This is a genomic window from Chitinophaga ginsengisegetis (assembly GCF_900168065.1).
In the GTDB taxonomy this organism is placed as follows: Bacteria; Bacteroidota; Bacteroidia; order Chitinophagales; family Chitinophagaceae; genus Chitinophaga; species Chitinophaga ginsengisegetis.
Map to the genome: position 1 here is coordinate 683,395 of NZ_FUZZ01000001.1, position 23,165 is coordinate 706,559.

The following is a 23,165-nucleotide window of genomic DNA, read 5'->3' on the forward strand; positions in this document are numbered from 1 at the left end:
CGGCAGAGAAAGAAATTGTAAAAAACACTATAAATTATTTCATATTTTGCCCATTTATTTTTCACCTATTTGTACCTGGCAATGACAACACCTAAAATCTCCCTACTGATTGTATCTTCTTTCTTCCTTTTTCTTTCCTGTGCTAAAGAACAAATCCCTGGACCTAAAAGCCTGATTGATCTCCAGGAAACTCCTCCCAACAGCAATTGTTTGAACGGTGGAATTCTTATCAAAAGCGGGATAGACAAGAACAATAATAATATTCTTGATTCTTCCGAGATTGAAAACAAGAAGTACATCTGTAATGGCAACAATGCCGCATCTGATAAACAAACAGTACTTTCTGCGTTTACTTATGGTCACACCAGTACTACATCGGGAGAAGCTATATTGTACGCATTTCCTGATTTCGATAAGAATGCCTACAAAGATGTTGACTCTATTATTTTCCTGGCAAATGCCTATAGCTATGGCGGCAAAGCACAGGTAGAATTATATAATATCACTAATAAATCTGTAATCGATAATAGCTTGATTGAAGCGACTGAATCATTCGCTAACAGCGTTATAAAAAGAACAGAAAACTTATCGGACAAGATACCTTCGGGGAAAATCAATCTTGGTATCAGAGTGCGTAATCAGGGAGGTTCAGCAGCGGCTGTTTCTATGGTATACCTGATTATATACAAAAGGTAAGGGCAGCCAGCATGATGTAATATCTGTATGGATACAAGAGGTTATAGGTTCGGGGTCAGTCGCCCCGGCCATTTTTATCTAAGCTTGCCGGATTGCATTGAAATAGTGATTCTCTCCTTCATCATCGAACTCATCAACGATAGATAATCCTGAGGCAGAAATTAACTCTCTGTATTGCTCAGCCCCAAGTGATACAGAGAGTTGTTCGGTCATTGCATCCTTCCATTCCACTTTGTAAAGAGGAGCGGTGAATAATAATCTTCCGCCAGGATTTAATGCTGCAGCCATTTTGGGGATTAGCGCCCGTTGGGTTGCTTCGGAGAGCAGAAAGATCAGCCCCACGGCGATAATGCCATCGAAGGAGCGATTAAAGAAAGGAGACCTCTCAACAGATTCGCAGGAAACAGGTACACTTGGAAAGTTCCGGCGAAAGGCTTCAATCATTGTCGGGGATGCATCCAATGCATACGCGGTTAACCCTTCATCAAGCAATATTTTCGTGACTGGAATACCAGTTCCACATCCAACATCCAGTACTACGGAGCCGCTATTAAAGGTTCGGGCCCAGGCCCGGACAGTTGACGAACCTATTCCATTTACTGCCTGCCCTCGCCCTTTAATATATGTTTCTGCAATGCCTTCGTAGCCATTTGATTCGTCAATCATAAACCAGGTTTAAACTAAAAATACTGTGTCTGTTTAATTTTTCAAAAATTCATCTTTAATACTTCGTAAAAGCATACATTAATTGATGAGATACTGCCTGCGATCCGGCTTTCTCATAAACAAACCTTTACTGATGGTGATTTTATGATGGGCCTGGGCTGGCAGATTTCCAGGAATACCATCAATGGCACCCGCCTATGGAAAAGCGGAGGTGCCTTGGGCTTCCGCAGTTACTGCGCGGTTGTGCCGGATAAAAAGATGGGGATAATCTGGCTTTCCAACCGGTCAGACCTTGCAGAAGATGAAATCCAGGAAATGGTTGATCAGATACTGTCTACCGCTAAACAATAGCAACACTTCTCTCTATATCGCAGCAAGTCCGGCAGTGCCTCTGCCCGAAAATAACATGCCTATTGCTGACTGCAAAATCATTTTCACGATACCTTTTTATAAGAAATAATGAACTATTTTGGAGATAACATATCTATAAAAACAATGGGTAGCGCAATGATAAAACCCGTCACACAGATAAGGCGGTCGCTTTTCACCGTGGCTATAATCCTCGGTGTCTCTGCCTGCTATGGACAGGCCGTTGTAAATACTACACGGTTTGCAAACGATAACCCACTGCGCACCAGGCTGGATTCATTGATTGATCAAAGTGTGCAACGATATTTACAAGATAAGCGGGCGGTAGGAATTTCCGTGGGCATCCTTATAAAAGACAAGACCTGTTTTTATAACTATGGTGAAACAAAAGCAGGTAACAACAAACTTCCCGGCAACAGCACGTTTTACGAAATTGGCTCTACCACCAAAGCTTTTACAGGCATTTTACTTGGGCAGACGGTACTGGATAAAAAAATAGGACTGGATGATGATATACGTAAATATCTGAAAGAAGCCTATCCAAATCTCGAATATAAAGGGGTTCCTATCCGGGTAAAAGACCTGGCAAACCATACTTCAAGGATCACCCGTATCTTCCCGAATATGTGGGAGCGACCGGAGTACGACTCGCTCAATCCGCTGCATGACTACACCCGGCAATTGTTGTATGAAGGTTTGCACAACATGAAGATGGACACATTTCCCGGAAAGATATCATCCTATTCCAATATGGCGGTGGCTTTACTTGGTACCCTGCTGGAAGACGTGTATGGTCAGCCCTATTTTTCGCTCGTTTCAAAAAATATCCTGGAACCGTTTTCTATGACGGACACCCGGGTAGATATAGCCGCATTGCCGGCAGACGCCATTGCCTGGCCGCATAATGAAAACCGTCAGGTAGTACCTTTATGGGACCTGCCTTACCTGCCTGCGATGGGCGCATTGCGGTCAACGACACGCGACCTTATCCGCTTTATCAAAGCCAACAACACGGATGCTTCACCTGCTATTGCCCTTTCTCATCAACTTACCTATGGAACAAACCAGGAAGGTATGGGGATGAACTGGTTTAAACATACAACGCCGGAAGGATACCAGGTACTTGAACACGGCGGGGGCACCGGAGGTTCACGTAGTTCCCTGGAATGTTTCCCTGTTCTTCATTCAGGATTTGTTATTCTTACCAACAGCCTTGCTAATCGTAATAAGCTGGAAAAAGAACTGGCCGCTATCGTAATTGCACAAGCCCAAACGCTGCCATAAAAATTCTCCGTATTTTTTACACCAACGTAAGCCATATACAACTACTTTCTATGATCACGGAACAGCTCAACAAAGCCCTGAGAAACAAGCTGGAAGCCGCTCAATGCATCACCGGCCGCCTGGAATGCCGCATGGTCCCCTCCTTCCTCCTTACCATGCGCGGACAAAGAGCAGATGGAAAAAACATCTTTTTCTGGGAACTGGAACGCGACATCAATAAACTGCTGGACAGCTACCAGTCGACAGCGGCTACGGATGCCGCAGCCTTCACCATAGATATAGACCTGGGGCGTAACAGTTTTGTCTATAACACGGTCTCCCACCAGCAGGCCGCTGCGCAAAAGGATAAAGAGGCGCGTGACCAAAAAGCAGAAGAAGCCCACCGCCTGCAGGAGCTCAAACAAATGTTACTGAGCCGGAATATTCCCTATGGCCTGGAACTGGCAGAGCAGGTGGCTGCAGCACTGTCGCATGGCGCGCTCTGTTATAGTCATCGTGATTACTGTGGTATGGGGCTGGAAAAGAATACGGATGGAAATTACGTGTACGCAGCTGTATGGGATGGATGGCTGGAACCCGTGCACACCTTCAATTCCCGGCAGGCATTTGTGCAATGGCTGGCCGTACAGTCAGACGCCAGCTTGTCCCGCGTAAACGAGCCGGATACCTGGCTATGGAATAACCAGGTCATCAACCGGCAAAGGTTGGAAGAATTTGTGAGCTGGAGACAGCATAATCCCTGAAATACTTTGCTATTCCGATTTTCAACGTTCATTGATTTTCTGTGTAGTCCACTGTTGCTGCATACACCTTATCACATTTTTCCCTATTTTGTTTATGTTAACTCCTGGTTGACACAGTACACCGTTTTTATAAACCCTTATCAAGCTCACATGTCTGAATATCAATCTCCGAAAGACCGCGCGTATGTTGACACCCTTGTTAATGCAGCTTCCAAAGAAGCAGCAGCATTCTTTAACCTTAAACATACTGCTGAAAGAAAGGATGGCGTTATTCCCATAAAATACCGGGAACTGATGTCCGTGGCTGTTGCTCTCACAACCCAATGCGCATACTGCATTGAATCACACATCAAAAATGCTGTTGAAGCGGGAGCAACCCGCGAAGAGATCGCGGAAACGGTGTTTATTGCGGCAGCGCTTCGTGCGGGTGGTGCCGTTGGAAACGGCTTGCTTGCAATGCGCCTTTTTGAAGAGGCAGGCACGCCACAAATCTAAGGCTGCTCTTTGCAGTTGATGGCTGCCGGTACATACAGATCATTTACTCACCGCTGCCATTCTTCATTAAACTTTTCCAGTTCCGCTTCGGAGGGAGTGGCAATGGCAACCACCTTTCCCGTTCCGTTATTTAAAATGAAAAACTTTAACGGCCTGAATTGCTTTGCACTTTCTCCAATTGCTTCGAAGTACAAGTCGCCATTTTTTACGCTCCGGTCAAATTTAAAGAAAGACGCATAAGGCGCCAAACCCAACCTGTATACGGAACCAGCGTCCAACGCTATACTACTGGCTGCCGTCACAATCGCATAGGAATTTCCAATAACAGCAGTATCCGGTTCAGGCAAATTGGATGTGGTTTTAGCACTATCCTTTTTACAGGCAATAATCAGGGGAAATAAAAAACAGCAAAGGAGTTTCTTCTTCATAAATCAATCTAAAAAAAAATTATGAGGCGATAAAATAATTATAAACTTTTAACACCGTTTTTTATCTGGTAGCATTGGCGTAATCGAGAGGTTATCTGTTGTATTTCCTGTGTTCTTTAAATACGGAGAGAAGAACCGATAATTCTTCTCTCCATATTTTGTACTATTTCTTCAGCATACCCGGATAAAGCACGCCGTCCGCCTCTTTAAGAGTTATACCCAATAGTTTTGCTACTAACGGGGCTATATCTTCCAGGCCAAGTACAGGCACGGTTACCTTTTCTTCAAGACCTGCACCATACCCTATAAAGCCGGTCTGTATCTCCCGGAAATCAGGAAAATAGCCGTGGGCGCCACCATTGGCTTTCTTAACCGCCTCTCCGTTCATGCCGGAAGAGAAAGAAATTCCCTGCACGGCAGTAAGTGCCAGGACTGCATCCGGGTCTGCACCGGATTTTGACAGCGCAGGTTGTTCAATGATTGTAAACTGTTTGCGGATACCTGCCGGTAATTCATTGAGCATGTCTTTCACCTGCTGCAATGTTTTCTGATCATTTTTATCTTTCAGTTTAAGGAAAGTTGAACCACCGCCACTGTGGAACATAGCCTTCCAGCTGCCGGGATTGTTTTTACTACCAGTCAGCCCTTTCTGTGCAAGCCACACATTCGGCGCCAGGGAAGTATGGATATCCACAAAACCATGATCTCCTGTTATAATTATAGCAGTGCTATCGCCGATACCCGCTTTCTCTATTGCTTCCAGTATAGTGCCGATACCGTGATCTGCCGAAGCTACTGCCGCGGGCACGTTCATGCCTTCTCTCCCTTCCCGGTGCTGTACCTCATCAGTACATGGCAGGTGTACCGTTAAAAGATTAGGCTTGTAACGGCCAATAAGATAAGCGGCCATCCTGCTCAGTGTTTCGTTCATACCCAGGTAGTGGAGATTCAGATCGGTCGACTGCAACTCGCCGGTGGCATATCGCTGTACCTCTTCAAACAGTCCCTTCGGCGTGGATTGCTCGCTGGTTGGAGCCCGGCGGTCGCCGGGATTCTTCAGGGAAAATGTTTCAGGTATGTTGTAGGTCACCGGCGCCCCTACTGATACTGGCCAGGAAACAGCCGCTGATATCATCCCCGCTTTCCCCACAGCATCCCACAGGGTTTCTGTTTTGATAGCGGATGATTCTGAATACCAACGTCCGCTGGCGCCTTCCGGCTCGAAAGGCGTGTTGTAATAAATACCATGCTTTGCAGGAGCCACACCGGTAATCAGTGTAGTATGGGATGGATAGGTGATGGTGGGAAAAACGCCTCTCACGCCGGTGGCATGCACGCCTTTTTCCTTTAACAGCTGCATATTGGGCGCCGGCCAGGATTTGTCGAGATAAAAGTCCGGGCGGAACCCGTCTATACTGATCATCACTACATATTTCGCTTTCTGCGCCATTGTACCCGTTGCCAATACCAGCAACGTACTAACGAATAAAATAAATCCTCTCATATAATTTAATTGCTTTGTTAATTGATAAAAGGGAAAATTTCCTTTGCATGTTTGTTTTTTACCAGCACCGCATTCATATCATACTTCATTGTTACCACGCCATTTGCCTTGTCGTAGGTAAAATCATCCATCCCACGGTTCAGTGGTATAAATGAGGGTAGCTGTGCTTTTATATGTTCTGATTTCACATTGGGATTATTCAGTTGCTCTGTTTGTGAAACCGGGAACCTGATTCCAAGATCCGTCATACGTCTTCCCTCTGCCATAAAGATCTCCTGGCGCAACCGGTAGAGTATATACAATAACTGATCTTCTGTAATGGCTGCATCCAGATCATTTACGGTGACGAGCGTACCTGAAACCGTATATACCTTCACGTTACCAGCCTGACGATCCAGCACATAATTGCTGCGCAACGAATCAGTGGCGTCAAACATCACTTTTACGGCAGTAAGCGGGTAATCCTTACGGTTACCGCCGTTGCGGGTTTCCTTCTTATCATCCACCATCACAACCGGCCGGGAGGATACCAGCGCTAATAATTCCTTAAGGGTATTGCGTCCTTCTGTCAGCTTCCCGGCGGCGATCAGGGTTTCGGCCAGAATCAGCCATGCCTCTTCCGCTTTTACAATGGTAACAGGCTTCTGATCATTGGCAGCAAGACCGGTATGGAAATATTTCGGGTCCAGGAAGTCTAAACGCGGCAAAGGTGCAAACTCATTGTTGGTTGAGGAGAAAATGTACGTTTGCATATCATTCGGCACATTATTTACCCCATCATATTTCACCTGCCTTAGCAGGCTGTTGTTGCTCAAAGCGGCGGTGGCAAACCTGGCAGCATTGACCGCATCTCCCATGGCATAATAAGCCCTGGCTTTGAGCAGCGTATAAGCACCGGTTTCCGTGATGTTCTTCGTGAGTGCAATTGCCTTATCCAACTGGCTGATCGCTATTCTTAAATGCTCATCAGGAGATAATACAGGACCGGTGTTGCTGCCGGGAAGTCCTACAAACAATTCCCCGCTGAGTATATGTGCAAAGGCACAACTGAAATATACTTCTGCAGAATCAGCAGCGGTAGCCGCCGGGTCAGCAGGCAATACTTTCTCCAGTCCATATTCCGACATCTCCCGCAAACGCTGTACATGCACCTGCATATTGTTTACATCCAGGTCAATGAAATCAATTTGTGGGATATCGAATACTTTACTGCTTAATGTGCGATTGTTATAATAGTTATCGGACACCAGTTCTGAAGACACCACTACCTGGTTCATCGTCAATGCCAACTGCCTGCGTAACCCGGTTACCCAGCTGCTTGCAGCGTTCGGATTAGCCAGGAAACCCGGCTCTGTAACATTCGGATTGAGTACGGAACAGCTGTCCAGTGCCACGATTCCTGACAACAGGATGGCGGTTATATATCTTTTCATGATTGCCATTTTTAGAAGTTTAAACGTAAGGTGCCTAAGAATTGTCTTGGTGCGGAATAGGTAGCATAGGAAATACCGCCTGTAGTAGCGCCTCCCTGCCCCTGCGCACTGCCGCTGATAGTTGCTTCAGGATCAAATGAAGAAGTGGCAAAATTCAGCGGATTTACAGCAGAGAAACCTACTGTTGCGGATTTAACCACCCGGTTGAACATGGCCGGCTTCCAGGTATAGGTGCAGCCAATCAGCCGGATCTTGATATAGTCTGTTTTCTCGGTAAACATATTGGTAAAATTCAGCCAGTTGGTACGCTTGTTCTTGTCGATCTCCGCCTGAGGGATTCCTTCATTATCCGCACCATAGTTGAACCTGAACTGACGGTCGAAAGAATTGGCATAGGCGCCCTTCTGGTAATCGCCGTTAGCAAAAAAAGTAAATTGTTTGTACCGCAGGTTCAGGCCGAGGCTTCCGAATAAGTCGGGAATAGTGGTGCCGAGATTTTGTTGTGCGGTAGTCGACTGCAATACACCATCCGGGCCGAACACGCCAACGTTCCCTCTCAGGAAACCAACCGGAAAACCTTCCTGTACAACCGTTTGTATAGTTCTGGCGCTGAAACCATTAATATTAAAGGGCGCTACGCCGCCTGAACTTTCAACATTGTTATACAACGTGTTCAGTGAGGCATTCAGGCGCAGTGAAAAATTCTTTGTCTCTACCGGGATGGCGGTAATACTCAACTCCCATCCACGGTTCAATATCCTTCCAACATTATATAACTGCGACATCGACTGACCGGTAGAAGGCGTTGGCGGCACATAAAAGAGTGCATCATGCGTTTTCGCATTGTAATAACCGGCAGAAACCAATAAACGGTCTTTTATAAAACCCAGATCCACTCCGGCTTCCAGCGTATGTGTTTTTTCAGGTTTCAGGTTGTCGTTGCCTGGTTGACCAAAGAACGCAGCCTGATCGCTGTTATAACCCTGAAAAGCAATGGTTCTTTCGTTGGCAAAGGCAGTAGGCAGGTTACCCGCAATACCGTATCCACCACGAATTTTAGCGGAAGAAATCACCCGTGTCATACCCGCAAACCACGGCTCCGCACTTGGTACATAGGAAAATCCAACTTTGGGATAATACTGTATGCCTATGTTACGGCCAAAAGCAGGATTACCATCACCGCGGATCCCCAGGTCAATAAACAGCTTGTTTTTAAACCCGATATTTTCCTGCAGATAAATACCATAGTTCACTACTTCCAGATAAAATTCGTCGCTCGTTTTAGAGGCAGCATCCTTAATATTCCTGGCTCCATCCCGGATGTTGGCGCCATTATAAGCGATCTGCTGGTCTTCGTTGCGGAAGAACTGCGTTCCCGCTGTTGTAACAAATGAAAACTGCCCGGTTTTCCATTCATGTTGTCCGTTCAGTTCGAGCGTTATGCCGAGGTATTTACGATCATTGTTAGTGATGCTTCCCTGGTCTTTTACGGGGTTGCCGGTAGTAAATGACAGGTACTGGTTGGTGGTGATCACCTGGTTCTTCTGCACCCGGTAGTCGATACCACCGGTAGCCTTAAACACCAGGTTCTTCAACGGCCGGTATTTAAACGACTGGGAAGTCTGAAACCTGTTCACCGTAATATCATTATCCTGGAGACGCTCTGCTTCCCGTACATAAGTTTTCATCTTCTGAAAATCATCATCAGACAGGTTATCTATATCGGGATTAAACTTAGGGCCGGTAATAGCAGAAGCACCGCTTTCTGTAAACCATAGTCCTGTATAACCTCCCTGGTTACCATTGCGGTTGCGTTTATATTTGTTGTTTACAAACGTGAATGAACTTTCGTACGTTACCTTCTCTCCCAATCCTGCCCGGAACCCGGTGCTGAAATCGATTTTACGGTTCCTGTTCTGGTTAAATATTTCTGTACCCTGGGAGTTGAGATAATTACCGGAGAAGCTGTAACCAAATTTATCCTGGCCACCATTGATGCCAAGATGATGCTTCTGGTAGAATCCATTTTGCATCAACAATTCTTTGGTGCGTTTGAAACGCAGGAAATCTGCTGTTGGCGTTTCCACACCCATTTGGGTTTCCGCATTAATGGAAGCGGCGCCGGCGCCTCCTTTTTTGGTAAAGATCTGGATAACGCCATTGGCGGCGTCAGACCCGTACATCGTAGTAGCGGCGCCCCCATTGATGTACTCTATCTTATCAATATTGTCCATAGGTATATCCGCAATAGCGCTGATGGCTGCTCCCTGCGTACTTCCGCCGCCGAGCGCCGACGCTGTATTGAGGTTATCCATCCTTACCCCATCCACATAAATTATTGGCGTAGAATTTACAAAAGCGGAATTAACGCCTCTTGCGCGGATGAGGGAAGTAGCGCCTGCCTGGCCTCCTGTAAGCTTTATCTGCGCATTAGGCAGGCGGGATTGCAACAGCTGGTCCAAACGGGACACCGGTAAATCTGCAATGTCGCGGGCGCCGATGCTGACGATATTGGACGACAGGCGGCGTTTGGCGATATCCACACCCTGCCCGGTTACCACCACTTCATCAAGCCCCAGCCTGTCTTCCTCCAGTTGAATATTGAGCCCACTGCTGTTTGCTTTTTTCAGCAACAGTTCCTTCTTTTTAAAGCCCAGGAAATACACTACAAGGGTTGCTTCTTCTTTATTGGCAGGAAAGCCCAGTGAAAAACGGCCATCCACATCCGACTGTGTGCCGGAAGAACTTCCTTTAATGCTGATGCTCACACCCGGCAATGGTTCTCCGGTGGTATTGTCTGTTACCCGGCCGGTAATCCTTACGGCCTGCTGCTGCCCATTGGATTGTATCAACAGGTATTTATCATTCACCGCTACAATATCAACCGGGAAAGCGCTTAACAACTCCTTTAATACCGTTGCTACGGTTTTGCCCGAAGCCATGTAGGTGATCTTACTGTCGGCAGGAATAATACTAAGGTCATAACCGATTGTGAGAGCAGATTGTTGCTCTACCATCTGTAATACCTTTTTCATCGGTAGATTCCTGGCGTTGATATCTACCCGGATCTTTTCCATCGTCTGCCCTTCTATGTGAGTGGCCGATGCCATAGAAGTGGAAAGAAATGCGAAAAAAAATGCTAGTCTCATTTTTAAAGAAAAAAGAGTTTTGACCGGTTTGATGCAACCAGTGTAAATTTTTCTCATTTTTGTACTGTTTTTAATGTTACTTAAGCTGTTAAAAATGCTGCGCCCTAACCGGCACAGGTGCAGACCGGAGGTGTTGGTAGCACTTCCGGTTTTTTTGATTACATGTTACTTTGCATAGGTTTTGCTGTAAATGATTATTTTCCCTTTCTCATTTTTATAAGTGATACCGGTAAGACCGGTGAGTACTTTCAGCATATTATCCATTTTTTCCTGACGGAAAATGATGTTGTAATGTGTGGTATCGTCCGGTGTAGCATTTAGTTGTATCACAACAGCGTATTGACGTTGCAGCTCGGCTACCATTTCCGCCAGGGTATAGCCATTAAAATCCAGGACCTTCCTTTGCCACTGTCCTATCCGGGCGGTGTCTTCCCTGCCTTTCAATGCAATACCACCTGGTATGTCATACTGAAGCGATTCGTGGTGTTCCAGGAAAAAACGACGTATAGCCGTTCCATTTATTTCTACCTGTACCCTCCCGCTAACCACGGCCACTTTAGTATTTTCATCCCCGGGATAAGCGCGTACGTTAAACGCTGTTCCCAGCACGGTAGTGGTTAATTTCCCATGATGCACCCGGAAAGGATGCGCCGGATCTGGCCGGATATCAAAATAGGCTTCCCCCGTGAGTGCAACGTTTCTTTCATGACGCCCAAACCCGGCAGGGATCTCCAGGGTACTGCCTGCATTCAGCACCACGGTACTGCTATCGGGTAATACCACCTGCCTGGTACTTCCCACTTCCGTATGAACAAACATCAACGGCGCTGTACGATGATACCTGGCATACATAAAACCTCCGGTACCGGCAAACAGCAACACTGCCGCAGCGGCATAAGAAATCCATTTTCTTTTTACCTGTCCCGATGGGACTATCGTTTTCCGGTGTATGTTGAGAAGGATTGTTTGCCCAAGCGCTTCCCGCTCCGCGGGCGAGAGGGATACAGGTGACTGGTCGTTGAGCGTACTATACCAGTAAGCCACCCGTTCTTTTTCTGCGGGAGATGCGGTACCCTCCAGGTAACGCTTCAGCAGCGCCTTTATATCATTACTTTGCTGTTGTTGATGCTCCATACAGAGAGTATAATCTCCCTGAGCATATGCAGGTACCGCAAAAGTATGTTATGGAATTATTAAGTCGGTATAAGATGGCATGGCCAGCAGCATCATCATGCATCCGAGGTAATGCTCATTTTCGTGCAGGCGCTTGCGTAGAATCCGAAGAGCAAGCGTAATATTATTCTTTACCGTTTGCTCTGAAAGCGACAATTTTCCTGCAATATCTTTCATACTGAGATTTCCCTCCCGGCTAAGCAGGTAAGGCATTTTAAGGCGATCGGGTAACTGCTCTACTTCCTGACGCAGGTGAAGTTCCAGTTCTTTCATATATAGCCGCGTCTCGGAATTACTCTCCATTTGCTGGTCTGTGGCCGATTCCAGCAGTATATCATTATAAATAGTAATGCCTGGTTTTGAAAAGTAATCTATTATGGCATACCTGGCTGCCTGATAAAGGTAGCTGCTGAAACGGCCACTTTCCCCGACATACAACTTTTCCCGGTTACTCCAGCAACCGACGAAAATATCCTGTACAATATCCTGTGCATCTACCTGCTGCTTGATCCTGGACCTTGTATAGTCGTAAATACACTCCCAATACCGCCTGACCAGCATAGTGAAAGCAGCATGATTTCCTTTCTGAATCAATAAGAGCAACCTGTGATCTGATAGCTTTTCCATATCCGTAGACAAACATAGAGAGATGATGTGAACTGAATATTAAGAAAGCCACGGGTAAGGAGAGAAAGCAGTAATATTATGGTCTTAAGCAGAAAAGCTATGAGTGCCGTCCGGTCATGGTTCTTCCTGTTTATGAACCTCACCAAACAACCATTGTAACGGAGGCAGGGCTCGAACCTGCGTCTATCCGGATAACGTGCCGGAAGTTCTTCCACTGAACTACTCCGTTAATTTTGCCCGGGAAATAATGGCTTTACATCTTTTCCCGAAAAGTATTGATGTTGCTTCAATATTTTTGCAAGATAGGGATTAGAAACTGCAACGCCATGCACCAGTTCCGGCGTGGGCTTAAAAGCCACTACTCCATGCGGCCGTGGCGCTATCCACCCGGATTTTTCCGCATCCAGTCCTGCCGTCTTGCAGGCTGCTTCCACCTCACTGCGCCTACACGTTGCCTTTCCGGACAATACTTTCCAGGGCAGCGGGACCTTGTTCCATACCAGCAGATCCGGATCTCCACTGTTGCCGTTTAAGTAATGCCAGGCCGCCACATCGGCTGCGATTAACCGCATCACCTTGCCCGGGCACATCTCCTCCAGCACAAACTCCATCCCCAGGCCATAAAGCAGGTTGATCCAGCTGTCTCTCGCCTTGTTCCAGGCTCCTGCTGTATTGTTCCAGGTGGTGGAATCGTTTCCCGATTGCACCACCATCGTTTGCCGGTTAAAATCATTTTGCGTCCACAGTTCTCCTAAAAAAACTGCCACCTGCTCCAGCAGGCTGGTCCACTTGCCGAGTAAGATTCCCTGCTGATCGTTGCGGAGTTTCTCCAACACCGCTGGCTTAACATATACCTGTGCAATCGCCCACCAGTTGGTATGCTTTGCCCCCTGCCGGCAACGCTGGAAAAGCATATCGGCAATTTCATCATAAGGCCGCTGCTGCCCGCTCACAGTAAACTCGCTACGCAGGTTACAACGGGCCGTATAATAAGCAATAAAACAAGCGCTGTTTACATCTGCCATAAATTCTTCCCGCGTAATATCCTCCGCAAAGCCATGCTTACCTACCCGCTGGAAGAAATTCTTCTGCCGCTCGCGGATGAGAATCCCCAGTTTCTTTTCCAGATGACGTAGCGAGCGGAATAATTTATTGTACTGCCGCCTGGAAATATCAAGACCTGCAGCAGCCCGCCCTTCCCGGTTCAGCCGGTCCGTTTGATAATTACTGTAACCGGGTGTTTTGTGTATCAGCGGACTAACATTGGCTACAAATGCTTCTATAGCATCCGGATCATCATAAGCCCCCACCTGTAACTGTTTATCCAGTTTGAATAACTGAATAGCCTTATGCACCTGCTTCTCCGCACCTACTACTTTCGCAAACTGCTCCAGCATAGCTGTATACTGCCATACCGTATTACGCAAAGCCGCCGCCACGGCCTTGCCCAGTAGCTTCGCGTCTTTCCCGTTCAGGCGTTCCCCAAGCACATCCTGCACCAGGGCTGCCACATCCTCCGGCCTTTTCCGTAAATGAATTGTTTCGTATAGTGCTTCCAGTGTCAAGGCAAATAGTGTTTATGCAAATATGCATACTCTTCTGCGCAACTGAACTGCGTACTCGTTTTTTTTTCCGAATACAGTGCTTTTTCTTTTCATGTGGCCTATAACAACGGTATCCCCTATACCAGGCCCAGGCATACGCCAATATAGGATAAGCCGTAGATAACCCGTATATAAGCCGTATTTAAGCCGTAGATAAGCCGTACCTATACAGATACGGCTTATCTGCGCCTCATAGTCGTTTTATTACCACGTATAATCAGGGTTTGCCTGTAATAGAGAGGCTAAAACCCCTGCCTGGGTGGCAGGTATCGTATGCGCACAGCTCAATATCCGCATACTAAATCAAGGCCGGTCGCTAAAACCGGACAACAGACCAAAACGCTTTCTTTGGCTGCAGATCCTTGTCAAATAAAAGTGGATAGTCTTTCCGGCCACGTACCGGGAAATTATCCAGCCAGCTGTATCTGTCAGAAATATTCCAGAATGTTACGCCGGTCAACACATTACTATGCTTCCGGAAAATATCAAAACACATCCTGAATTGCTCTATCTGCTGTTGTTCTTTGGCAGCAGTGAAACCGGCTGCGCTGTCTTCCGGTTGCCTTTCCCGCATCTCATGCTCTTTTGGATAAACGGAGATATCGAATTCTGTAATCTGTAATTTCAGACCCAGGGTGAGGAAATCTTCAAATGTTTTTTCCAGCTGACCTTTTGAAGGCTCATTGATTGCCCAGTGGCCTTGCAGGCCAACACCATGAACCGGCACTCCTTTGCTCATCAAACCTTGCAGCAGCTGTATTATTTTTTTCCGCTTTACGGGGTTAATTTCATTGTAGTCGTTGTAAAACAACAATGCCTCCGGGTCGGCTTCATGCGCCCATTGAAATGCCTTCTCAATAAATTCTTCTCCACAGATCCGGTACCACGTGGAGTTCCGGTAAAACTCATCTTTATGGTCACTGATTGCCTCATTCACAACATCCCATGCATACACCGTGCCTTTGTATCTTTTTACAACCGTAGTGATATGATCTTTCATCCGCTGCAGTAATACTTCTTTAGATACCTGTTGCCCGTTGGCATCCTTAAAAATCCAATCGGCAACCTGCTTATGCCACACTAAAGTATGCCCGCGTAACTTCATCCCGTTCCGACGGGCAAAGGCCGCAATGGAATCGGCATCCCGCCAGTTATAGCGTTGCTCCTCGGGATGAATAGCGCTCATTTTCATGGCATTTTCAGCTGTCAGGCTATTAAACTGGCGGACAAGTAAACCTGCTTCATCTGTTCGCAGGGCACGGGCCGAAACAGCCACGCCTATAGGAAAATAATCTTTGTAGTAATCTTTTAGTCCCGCTGTTTCAGGAACAGCTGCCTGGTGTGTACGATAGGCGAAGCAGCAAAAACTCACCGAAATAACGATCAGAGTAATGGCGGCATAGCTGGTATATTTCATATGAAAATTGTTTCATTAAATAGTTATTTAAATGCACTCAAAGGCTGAATAGTACCGTCGCTGTTATACTTCAGCTCTGTTACCTTCACATTCCTCAAATGCGTTTTGCCCGACAGTTGCGTATCATGGTAAAACAAATACCATTTATCGCCGATCTGAACAATGGAGTGATGATTGGTCCAGCCGTCGACAGGCTTCAGTATTATCCCCTGGTATTTAAACGGCCCATACGGACTATCCCCGATCGCATACACGATATTATGGGTATCGCCTGTTGAGTAAGAGAAATAGTATTTGCCTTTGTACTTATGCATCCAGGCGGCTTCAAAAAAACGTTTGTCATTGTCTTTTTCCAGGAACTGGTGACCACTGCTATCCGTTATGCTCACTTCTACCGGATCACTCTCCAGGCTTTTCATTCCAGGGGAAAGCTTTGCCACACGGGGAAGAATGGCTACCTCATTTTTATCGCGCAGCTTCGCGGAAGAATCGTACCGGTTGTTGTTCCAGTTTTGCAACTGCCCGCCCCAGATACCTCCGAAGTACAAATAAAACGTGCCGTCATCATCCCTGAATACACTCGGATCAATACTGTAGGTGCCTTTAACCGGATCTTTTTCTGCTTTAAACGGCCCCTCAGGCTGCGGAGAAGTAGCCACCCCTATTTTAAAAAGCCCCTGTTTATCTTTTGCAGGGAAATAGAGATAGTAAGTACCCTGTGAAAAAGCCGCATCCGGCGCCCACAGCTGCTGTGAAGCCCAGGGCACATCTTCCACCCGCAAGGCAACACCATGATCTGTTACCTTCCCCCCGATGGAATCCATAGAAAGGATATGATAGTCGGCCATCCTGAAGTGATCGCCATTATCATTCTCCACGGTTTTGGTAGCAGTATCGTGAGATGGATAGATAAATATTTTGCCGTTAAAATAATGGGCAGAAGGATCGGCAGTATAGATATGAGACACCAGCGGCTGGGATGCATATTTACCGGCAGCTCCTTCAGTGACCGCGCGTCCGGCATTGGGCGGGCTACAGGCAGCCATATAGAAAACAACGCCCGCTGACAACAGGTACTTAAACGATATTCTATACATATTCTTTGGTTTAGATGAATAATAAGTAGCTTATAAACCTGCATGCTCCTTTCTTCCGGAGATCTCATTGGTAAAAGAAAACCAGTTAACAGCTGTCGCTCCCTCAGTAAACTTAAATGTCAGCTGATGTTTCCCCGTGAGCTTTTTAACAGGTATGCTGACAGTGGTGTATTCCTTAGTCAACGCAGCAGGCAGCGTTACAGACGCATAGGGGTTCAATGTATCTTTATCAGCATACACCACAACCCGCCCCTGCCCGGGAGCCATCCGTAACAGGAGATATTGATACCCATTCTCAAAATCTACCTGGTTAAACCTGATCCACGCGCCATCGGTTAAATGGGTGATATCCTGATCGCCGGGATGACTCAAATCCTTGCTGGCAGTTACACGCGCGAGATGGATATCATCATACATCTCTGCCTGAACCAATGAGGAGGCTTTAAAGAGATTGGGCGGACCCTGACGGGTATTCATCCGGAACCAGTTAAAATCAACATAACCGCCTGGCCGGACGGTGGCATAATTAAACAGCACAAACCTGTTTCCCGTAAACATCTTCAGGTCAAATTTCATGTTCAGCGTGTCCCCGACCGGAATAAATGCGCGGTTATCAAAACTATAATAAAAATGAGCCTGGTCCTTGATTGTGTTTACTGATGCTTTAAAGAAGATCTTATTCCTTTTCCCTAAAGCAACGCTATCAATGGTTTTCCCGGCATGCTTCATTACAATAAACTTTGCACCTTCCGCAGCCGTAACCCCTATTGAGGCATAAGGAATCTGCAATACAGCAAGACCCGCCATATCTCCCACCTGCATGTGGCTCACATCCAACTCCGTGGTAGCGTCGGAAAACGGGCCAAACATCCGTTGCGTTAAAGAATTTCTTGCCTGGGGAAGATCACCGGCAATACCGCTGGTAGTGAGCCGCAGGTAACCTTTGCGTTTAGTGAGCGACCAGGCGCTGTCGTCCGGATTATGATTCCACGCCCACTGAATGGCTAAGCTCTCCGTATTAAATTCGTCGCTGGTGGGGAGCACATGTACCGGCGAAACTATACCTGTATTGGGTTTGGCGTGGGTAACTACTGCCCTGCCATCCTTTCCTACCATTGGCCAGCCATCTATCCACTGAACCGGCTGCAGCGTGGGCACTCTTCCAACGCCGCCCCTGTCCTGGAAGATAACACTCCACCATTCTCCTTGCTGTGTTTCAATCAATGCCCCCTGGTGAACGCCCCTGCCATGAAGGTTCATATCGTCTTTCAATACAATCTTCTCTTCATAGGGACCATAAATGTTTTTTGACCGCAGACAGCACTGGTAACCATCTCCACCGCCATAAGTGGCGTAAATGTAGTAGTACCCGTTTATCTTGTAAACATGCGCACCCTCCAGCCCGGGCCGTTGCACTTTGTCAAATACAACGCTATCCCTGCCTATTGGAGCGAGATTGGCATCCACTTCTGTTACCGATATCTTAGAATAGCCATGCGCCACATAGGTGCGCCCATCGTCATCAAAAAAGAGCCCTGCATCGTAATACGGCCTGGCCAGCTTTCGTATTTCCCAGGGGCCTTCGGCTTTTGTGGCAGTACATAAAAAGCCGCCTTCATTCAGGGTAAGAAAAAGGATGTGGAATTTTCCATTGTGATAACGGATACTACTGGCCCACTGGCCTTTCCCATACCGGTTACCGCCATTTAAATCATAGAAAGGATGTTGTTTAAACTGCTGCACCGCATTGGAAGCATACTCCCAGTTCACCAGGTCCGTTGATTTAAGAACAGGAACACCCGGGAAAAAATACATGGTGGTGGTTACCATGTAATAAGTGTCTCCAACACGGATAACATCATTGTCCGGAAAATCAGCCCAAATGATCGGATTTGTAAAGGTACCGTCTCCATTATCAGACTGCTGCGCCTGAAGAGAAGTACCAATAAACAAGAGGGCCATAACGAGGAATTTTTTCAAACCGTTCGTGGTTAGATCTTTAAGCATCTTCAAAGAATTATACTATCATCTTCTGCCGTTTTGTCCACACTAGACATTTCGTCACTTACATTACATTCAGCAAAACAAAAATACCCGGACTACCCTTCCGCCAATAGCTCATTTGTTGAAATTGATAGCACAATTGTCTTACAGACAATCATTTTTAGTGGAAGAAACACTTAAGGGATAAGGACAACGCATATATAACACCAGGAACACTTTTAAGATTGCTTTACAATACTTAAATTGGGAGATGAAATAGTTCCGGCAAAAGTTCCATGTACGAAAAGTTCAACCAACATCTTGTTTTTAACGACTGCCAAATATGTCTAAATATAAATTCACGTTTCTCTGTTTGTTACTATTCCTGGTGCAGATAAGTCGGGCTCAAACAAAGAAGATAAATTTCACCTCACTGGCCGCAAAAGACGGATTAGTGTCCAATGCGGTGAACTGCATCATCAAAGACCACTACGGCCTTATGTGGTTTGCCACCGACGATGGTCTGAACAAATTTGACGGTACCAACTTTACCGTCTACCGGCATAATCCCGGTGATTCTTCCAGCCTGAGGGCAAACGAGGTATTGGCGCTCCACGAAGACAAAAACGGTAACCTCTGGATAGGTACCAGTGATGGCGGTCTTAGCCTGTACGACCGCAAAAAGGACGCTTTTATTCACTTTCCCGTAAACGCCAACAGCCCCGAACTCCCACCGAACGCAGTTATCATAGACCTCTGCAGCGATACGACAGGCAGGGTGTGGATAGCGCAGTTCGAAAACCTGTTCCTGCTCGACCCTGCCACCCGTCATATTTCCAGGGTTAAACTTGATACGGGGAAAGACAGCCAGGAAGCCACCAAAACGCTCGGTTGTGTTTTGGCAGATAGTAAACAACAAATCTGGATTGGTACCACGATTGGCCTCTACCGGTATTCCCCGTCAACAGGTAGTTTAAAGCTGATATTTAATACTGCGAAGTTCAGTCCCCTGGACAATGACGTAAATGCTATTGCGGCCGATAAAAGCGGCCAGATCTGGGTGGGCACCTCCACTGGGCTATGCGTTATGCAACCCGATGGCTCCGGGTTTACTCCCTACACTCCATCAACCGGGAATGCTTTCATCAACAATGTGCAGGTGAACTGTATTGAGCCCGACGATGATGGCCAGTTATGGATTGGCACACAGGAAGGGCTGATCGTGCTGAATACCCGGACAAAAGCCGTTGATCGCTATCTTCCGGATAATGGAAATATTTACAGTCTTACCAGTCAGGCTATAAGATGCACCTATATCGACAGGCAGGGAATTTACTGGATTGGCACCTTTCGCGGCGGTATCGATAAATACGATAAAAACCTGAACCTCTTCAATTTCAAACCCGGTACTATCTTTCATACATCCGACCGCAAATCGTCGATAGTAAGTGCTTTTGCAGAAAAAAGCGCAGAAGAAATCCTGATTGGCACCGATGGCGGAGGTTTGTTCGAATTCAACCGTGCTACCGGGAAAGCCCAGCCGGTTAATATCCCGCTGCCGGCAAACAATAACGTGTCTATCATGGCGCTTCAGTATACACGGAACAAAAAACTATACATCGGCACTTATGCTCATGGCCTGCTTATCTCCAACGGCCGTAATTATAAGCACCTGGTAAAAGGAACCGGCCCTGATAACCTGAATGCCAGTGATGTTTTTTGTATAAAGGAAGATAGTAAAGGTAATGTTTGGGTAGGCACCAATGGCGAAGGAGTGAATATATTAAGAAATGAAGAAGTGGTTGCCAGGTTTAGTCCGCACCCAAGACCCGGCATACCGGAAGAAAAAAAGCTCCCGTTTAATGGATACATCAGAACCATTGAAGAAGATGCAGCAGGAAACATCTGGATTGGTTCACACGGTGGCGGCGTTGGCGTGTATCAACCCGCTACCGGCAAATGGAATATCTATACCCAAGGCAACAGCCAGCTGTCGGGCGATAAAGTACAGGTGATATTACGCGACAGCCGCGGAAATATGTGGGTGGGCACCTATGGCGGAGGGCTGAGCCTTTTCGACAAAACCACCGGGCGGTTTATCAACTACGGGGAAAAAGACGGGCTTCAGAACACCACCATCTACCAGATTATTGAAGATAAAGCCGGTATCCTCTGGCTGAGTACTAACACCGGTATCAGCAGCTTTAATTTCGCCACAAAAGAATTCCGGAACTATGCCCATTACAATGGGGTGCAAAATAATAATTTCGTACATACATCCGGGTTACGGTTGTCTGACGGAGATGTTATGTTCGGCGGACTCGAAGGCTTTAATTATTTTACCCCTTCCGGCTTAACGGTTAACAGGAATGTACCTGTTATTCTCCTCACGGACTTAAAAGTATCCAATAAATCAGTGATCCCTGGGGAAGACAGTCCTATTAAAGATCACATTTCTGTTGCCAGTGAGATCAGGCTTGAATACAAACAGAATTTTGCGCTCAGCTTCGTAGCACTGAATTATACCATCCCCAGGAAAAATTACTACGCCTACAAACTGGAAGGATTTGATAAAGACTGGAACTATACCGGCACCATCAACACTGCTTCTTACACGAACCTCGATCCGGGAGAGTATATCTTTCATGTAAAAGCAAGTAATAACGACGGCGTATGGAATACAAAAGATACTACGATAAAGATCTATGTACGGCCGCCTTTCTGGCGAACCATTTATGCTTACCTGTTTTATTTATCCGTTATCTGCGCACTGCTATTGTATAGCCGGTACCGGGGAATTACCAGGATAAGGAAGAAGTTCCTGGCAGAACAGGAGAAACAGGAGGTAAAACGTGTCCGTGAGCTGGACCGGATGAAAATTAAATTCCTCACCAATCTCAGTCATGATTTCAGAACCCCTATTTCATTGATCCTGGGGCCGGTGGAACAGCTAATTGCCGATGAAAAAACCGGGAACAGGCTTGAAAAACTGAACATGATCAAACGGAATTCCAGGCGGCTGCTCAACCTCGTTAATCAACTGCTGGATTTCAGGAAGATGGAAGAACACGAACTAAAGCTGCAACTGACCAAAGGAGAACTCGTAACATTCATAAAGGAAGTGACCGATTCCTTCAGCGATTTTGCCGAAAGGAAAAAGATCCGCTTCACCTTCACCAGCGGTCCAAAATCCCTGTATGCTTTCTTCGACCATGATAAAATGGAACGTATTCTCTTTAATCTACTTTCAAACGCATTCAAATTTACCCTGGAAGAAGATGCGGTAACGGTTGAATTACAACTGCTGGAAAAGCCCGCTGATCCTGGTCTGCAATGGGTGCTCATCACGGTGAAAGATACCGGTATCGGTATCCCCAAAGATAAAAGAGAGAAGGTATTCGACCACTTCTTCCAAACCAACACCAGTTCTGCCATTCTTAACCAGGGCACAGGTATAGGGCTATCCATTACAAAGGAATTTGTAAAAATGCATGGAGGCAACATTGAAGTGGAAAGCGAATCCGGGCAAGGCGCTGCATTCTTTATACAACTTCCGTTACAAATAGCTGAACAACATATTCCTTCTGCATCCCATCCGGAAGAAACGCAGCCCGGAATACCGGAGCAACAGGAGTTATCCGGTGTATCTCCCGCGGTGCAAAGTTTCTCAGAGATGTCCACCATCTTACTGGTGGAAGATAATGAAGACTTCAGATTCTATCTTAAAGATAACCTCCGCAACAGCTACAAGGTAATAGAAGCCATCAACGGAAAAGATGGCTGGCAAAAGGCACTGGCGCTGCATCCGCATCTGATTGTCAGTGATATTACCATGCCGCAAATGGATGGTATCAGTCTGCTGCAAAAACTGAAATCAGACAAAAGAACCAGCCACATACCGGTAATATTGCTTACCGCACTTACCAATGAAGCGCAACAGATATCAGGACTGGAAACCGGCGCCAACGATTACCTCATTAAACCGTTTAATTTTGAGATACTCCACGCGAAGATCCGGAACCTGCTGCATTTGAACCATACCTTAAAAAATACCTATACCAAACAAATAAAAATACACGCCCCCGAAGTGCAGAAGGAGTCGACAGACGAGAAACTACTAAACAAAATCGTTTGCCACCTTGAAGAGAAGCTAACCGACTCGCAGCTCTCCGTGGAGAGCCTTAGTAAAGAAGTAGGAATGAGCCGGAGCTCCTTATACAATAAATTGCTGGAACTGACCGGCCAAACACCTGTTGAATACATCCGCTCCTACCGGCTCGAAAAAGCAATGACCCTGATGCAAAAAAGCGACATGACTATTGCCGAAATTGCCTACCAGGTGGGATTTTCCACGCCTAACTATTTCGCCAAGTCGTTTAAGAATAAATACAACATGCTCCCCTCTGAATTTATAGCACGGGTTAAAAAAGGCGATACCGGTGAATAAAACAAGTCCCCGGCTATGTAAGCCGGGGACTTGTTATCAAAAATACTATA

General features: G+C 46.5%; 17 protein-coding genes and 1 tRNA gene. 6 read left to right on the plus strand and 12 right to left on the minus strand.

Going from position 1 to position 23,165, the window contains the following annotated elements:
- The first annotated feature begins 81 nt into the window (after positions 1-81).
- Entirely contained in the window at positions 82-696 is a 615-nt protein-coding gene (locus B5Z18_RS02535; protein ID WP_143313470.1) for a DUF7151 family protein, read from the plus strand.
- 78 nt (positions 697-774) lie between these two features.
- Here B5Z18_RS02535 and B5Z18_RS02540 read toward each other — a convergent pair whose 3' ends face one another.
- The gene (locus tag B5Z18_RS02540; RefSeq protein ID WP_079467824.1) at positions 775-1,362 is read right to left on the minus strand and encodes a class I SAM-dependent methyltransferase; all 588 of its coding nucleotides are present in this window, start codon (positions 1,360-1,362) and stop codon (positions 775-777) included.
- A gap of 147 nt (positions 1,363-1,509) precedes the next feature.
- Between B5Z18_RS02540 and B5Z18_RS33025 the strand changes: the two genes are divergently transcribed.
- The 4 genes from B5Z18_RS33025 to B5Z18_RS02560 all read left to right on the plus strand — a co-directional run bounded on the left by B5Z18_RS33025 (position 1,510) and on the right by B5Z18_RS02560 (position 4,253).
- The gene (locus B5Z18_RS33025) at positions 1,510-1,713 is read left to right on the plus strand and encodes a serine hydrolase (protein WP_394333860.1); all 204 of its coding nucleotides are present in this window, start codon (positions 1,510-1,512) and stop codon (positions 1,711-1,713) included.
- 156 nt (positions 1,714-1,869) lie between these two features.
- Positions 1,870-3,015 (plus strand): serine hydrolase domain-containing protein, encoded by a 1,146-nt coding sequence (locus tag B5Z18_RS02550; protein WP_159454163.1) that lies wholly within the window; start codon positions 1,870-1,872, stop codon positions 3,013-3,015.
- A 50-nt stretch (positions 3,016-3,065) separates the two neighbouring features.
- On the plus strand, positions 3,066-3,758 hold the full coding sequence (locus tag B5Z18_RS02555) for a hypothetical protein (protein ID WP_079467827.1): 693 nt from the start codon (positions 3,066-3,068) through the stop codon (positions 3,756-3,758).
- A gap of 150 nt (positions 3,759-3,908) precedes the next feature.
- The gene (locus B5Z18_RS02560; protein WP_079467828.1) at positions 3,909-4,253 is read left to right on the plus strand and encodes a carboxymuconolactone decarboxylase family protein; all 345 of its coding nucleotides are present in this window, start codon (positions 3,909-3,911) and stop codon (positions 4,251-4,253) included.
- Positions 4,254-4,300: 47 nt separating this feature from the next.
- Here B5Z18_RS02560 and B5Z18_RS02565 read toward each other — a convergent pair whose 3' ends face one another.
- From B5Z18_RS02565 to B5Z18_RS02615, 11 genes are all read right to left on the minus strand, one after another.
- Positions 4,301-4,681 carry a hypothetical protein gene (locus tag B5Z18_RS02565; RefSeq protein ID WP_079467829.1) on the minus strand — a complete coding sequence of 127 codons (381 nt, stop codon included), beginning with the start codon at positions 4,679-4,681 and terminating at the stop codon, positions 4,301-4,303.
- A gap of 163 nt (positions 4,682-4,844) precedes the next feature.
- Positions 4,845-6,185: an alkaline phosphatase family protein gene (locus tag B5Z18_RS02570; protein ID WP_079467830.1), complete on the minus strand. Its 1,341-nt coding sequence runs from the start codon at positions 6,183-6,185 to the stop codon at positions 4,845-4,847.
- 17 nt (positions 6,186-6,202) lie between these two features.
- Positions 6,203-7,618 carry a helix-turn-helix domain-containing protein gene (locus B5Z18_RS02575; RefSeq protein WP_079469947.1) on the minus strand — a complete coding sequence of 472 codons (1,416 nt, stop codon included), beginning with the start codon at positions 7,616-7,618 and terminating at the stop codon, positions 6,203-6,205.
- A gap of 11 nt (positions 7,619-7,629) precedes the next feature.
- Positions 7,630-10,767, minus strand: coding sequence for a TonB-dependent receptor domain-containing protein (locus tag B5Z18_RS02580; protein ID WP_200817187.1), 3,138 nt, complete (start codon positions 10,765-10,767; stop codon positions 7,630-7,632).
- Between the two features lie 165 nt (positions 10,768-10,932).
- A complete protein-coding gene (locus B5Z18_RS02585; protein ID WP_079467832.1) occupies positions 10,933-11,901 on the minus strand; it encodes a FecR family protein in 969 nt (322 codons plus the stop codon).
- A 48-nt stretch (positions 11,902-11,949) separates the two neighbouring features.
- Entirely contained in the window at positions 11,950-12,567 is a 618-nt protein-coding gene (locus B5Z18_RS02590; protein ID WP_143313471.1) for an RNA polymerase sigma factor, read from the minus strand.
- 156 nt (positions 12,568-12,723) lie between these two features.
- Positions 12,724-12,796: transfer RNA gene (locus tag B5Z18_RS02595), tRNA-Thr, on the minus strand.
- A complete protein-coding gene (locus tag B5Z18_RS02600) occupies positions 12,795-14,132 on the minus strand; it encodes a hypothetical protein (protein ID WP_079467834.1) in 1,338 nt (445 codons plus the stop codon). Before B5Z18_RS02600 ends, B5Z18_RS02595 begins: the two co-directional genes overlap by 2 nt.
- A gap of 355 nt (positions 14,133-14,487) precedes the next feature.
- A complete protein-coding gene (locus tag B5Z18_RS02605) occupies positions 14,488-15,588 on the minus strand; it encodes an endo-1,4-beta-xylanase (RefSeq protein WP_079467835.1) in 1,101 nt (366 codons plus the stop codon).
- Positions 15,589-15,611: 23 nt separating this feature from the next.
- On the minus strand, positions 15,612-16,685 hold the full coding sequence (locus B5Z18_RS02610) for a glycoside hydrolase family 43 protein (RefSeq protein WP_143313472.1): 1,074 nt from the start codon (positions 16,683-16,685) through the stop codon (positions 15,612-15,614).
- A gap of 30 nt (positions 16,686-16,715) precedes the next feature.
- Entirely contained in the window at positions 16,716-18,692 is a 1,977-nt protein-coding gene (locus tag B5Z18_RS02615; protein WP_079467836.1) for a family 43 glycosylhydrolase, read from the minus strand.
- A gap of 319 nt (positions 18,693-19,011) precedes the next feature.
- Between B5Z18_RS02615 and B5Z18_RS02620 the strand changes: the two genes are divergently transcribed.
- Positions 19,012-23,115, plus strand: coding sequence for a two-component regulator propeller domain-containing protein (locus B5Z18_RS02620; protein ID WP_079467837.1), 4,104 nt, complete (start codon positions 19,012-19,014; stop codon positions 23,113-23,115).
- The last annotated feature ends 50 nt before the right edge of the window (positions 23,116-23,165 follow it).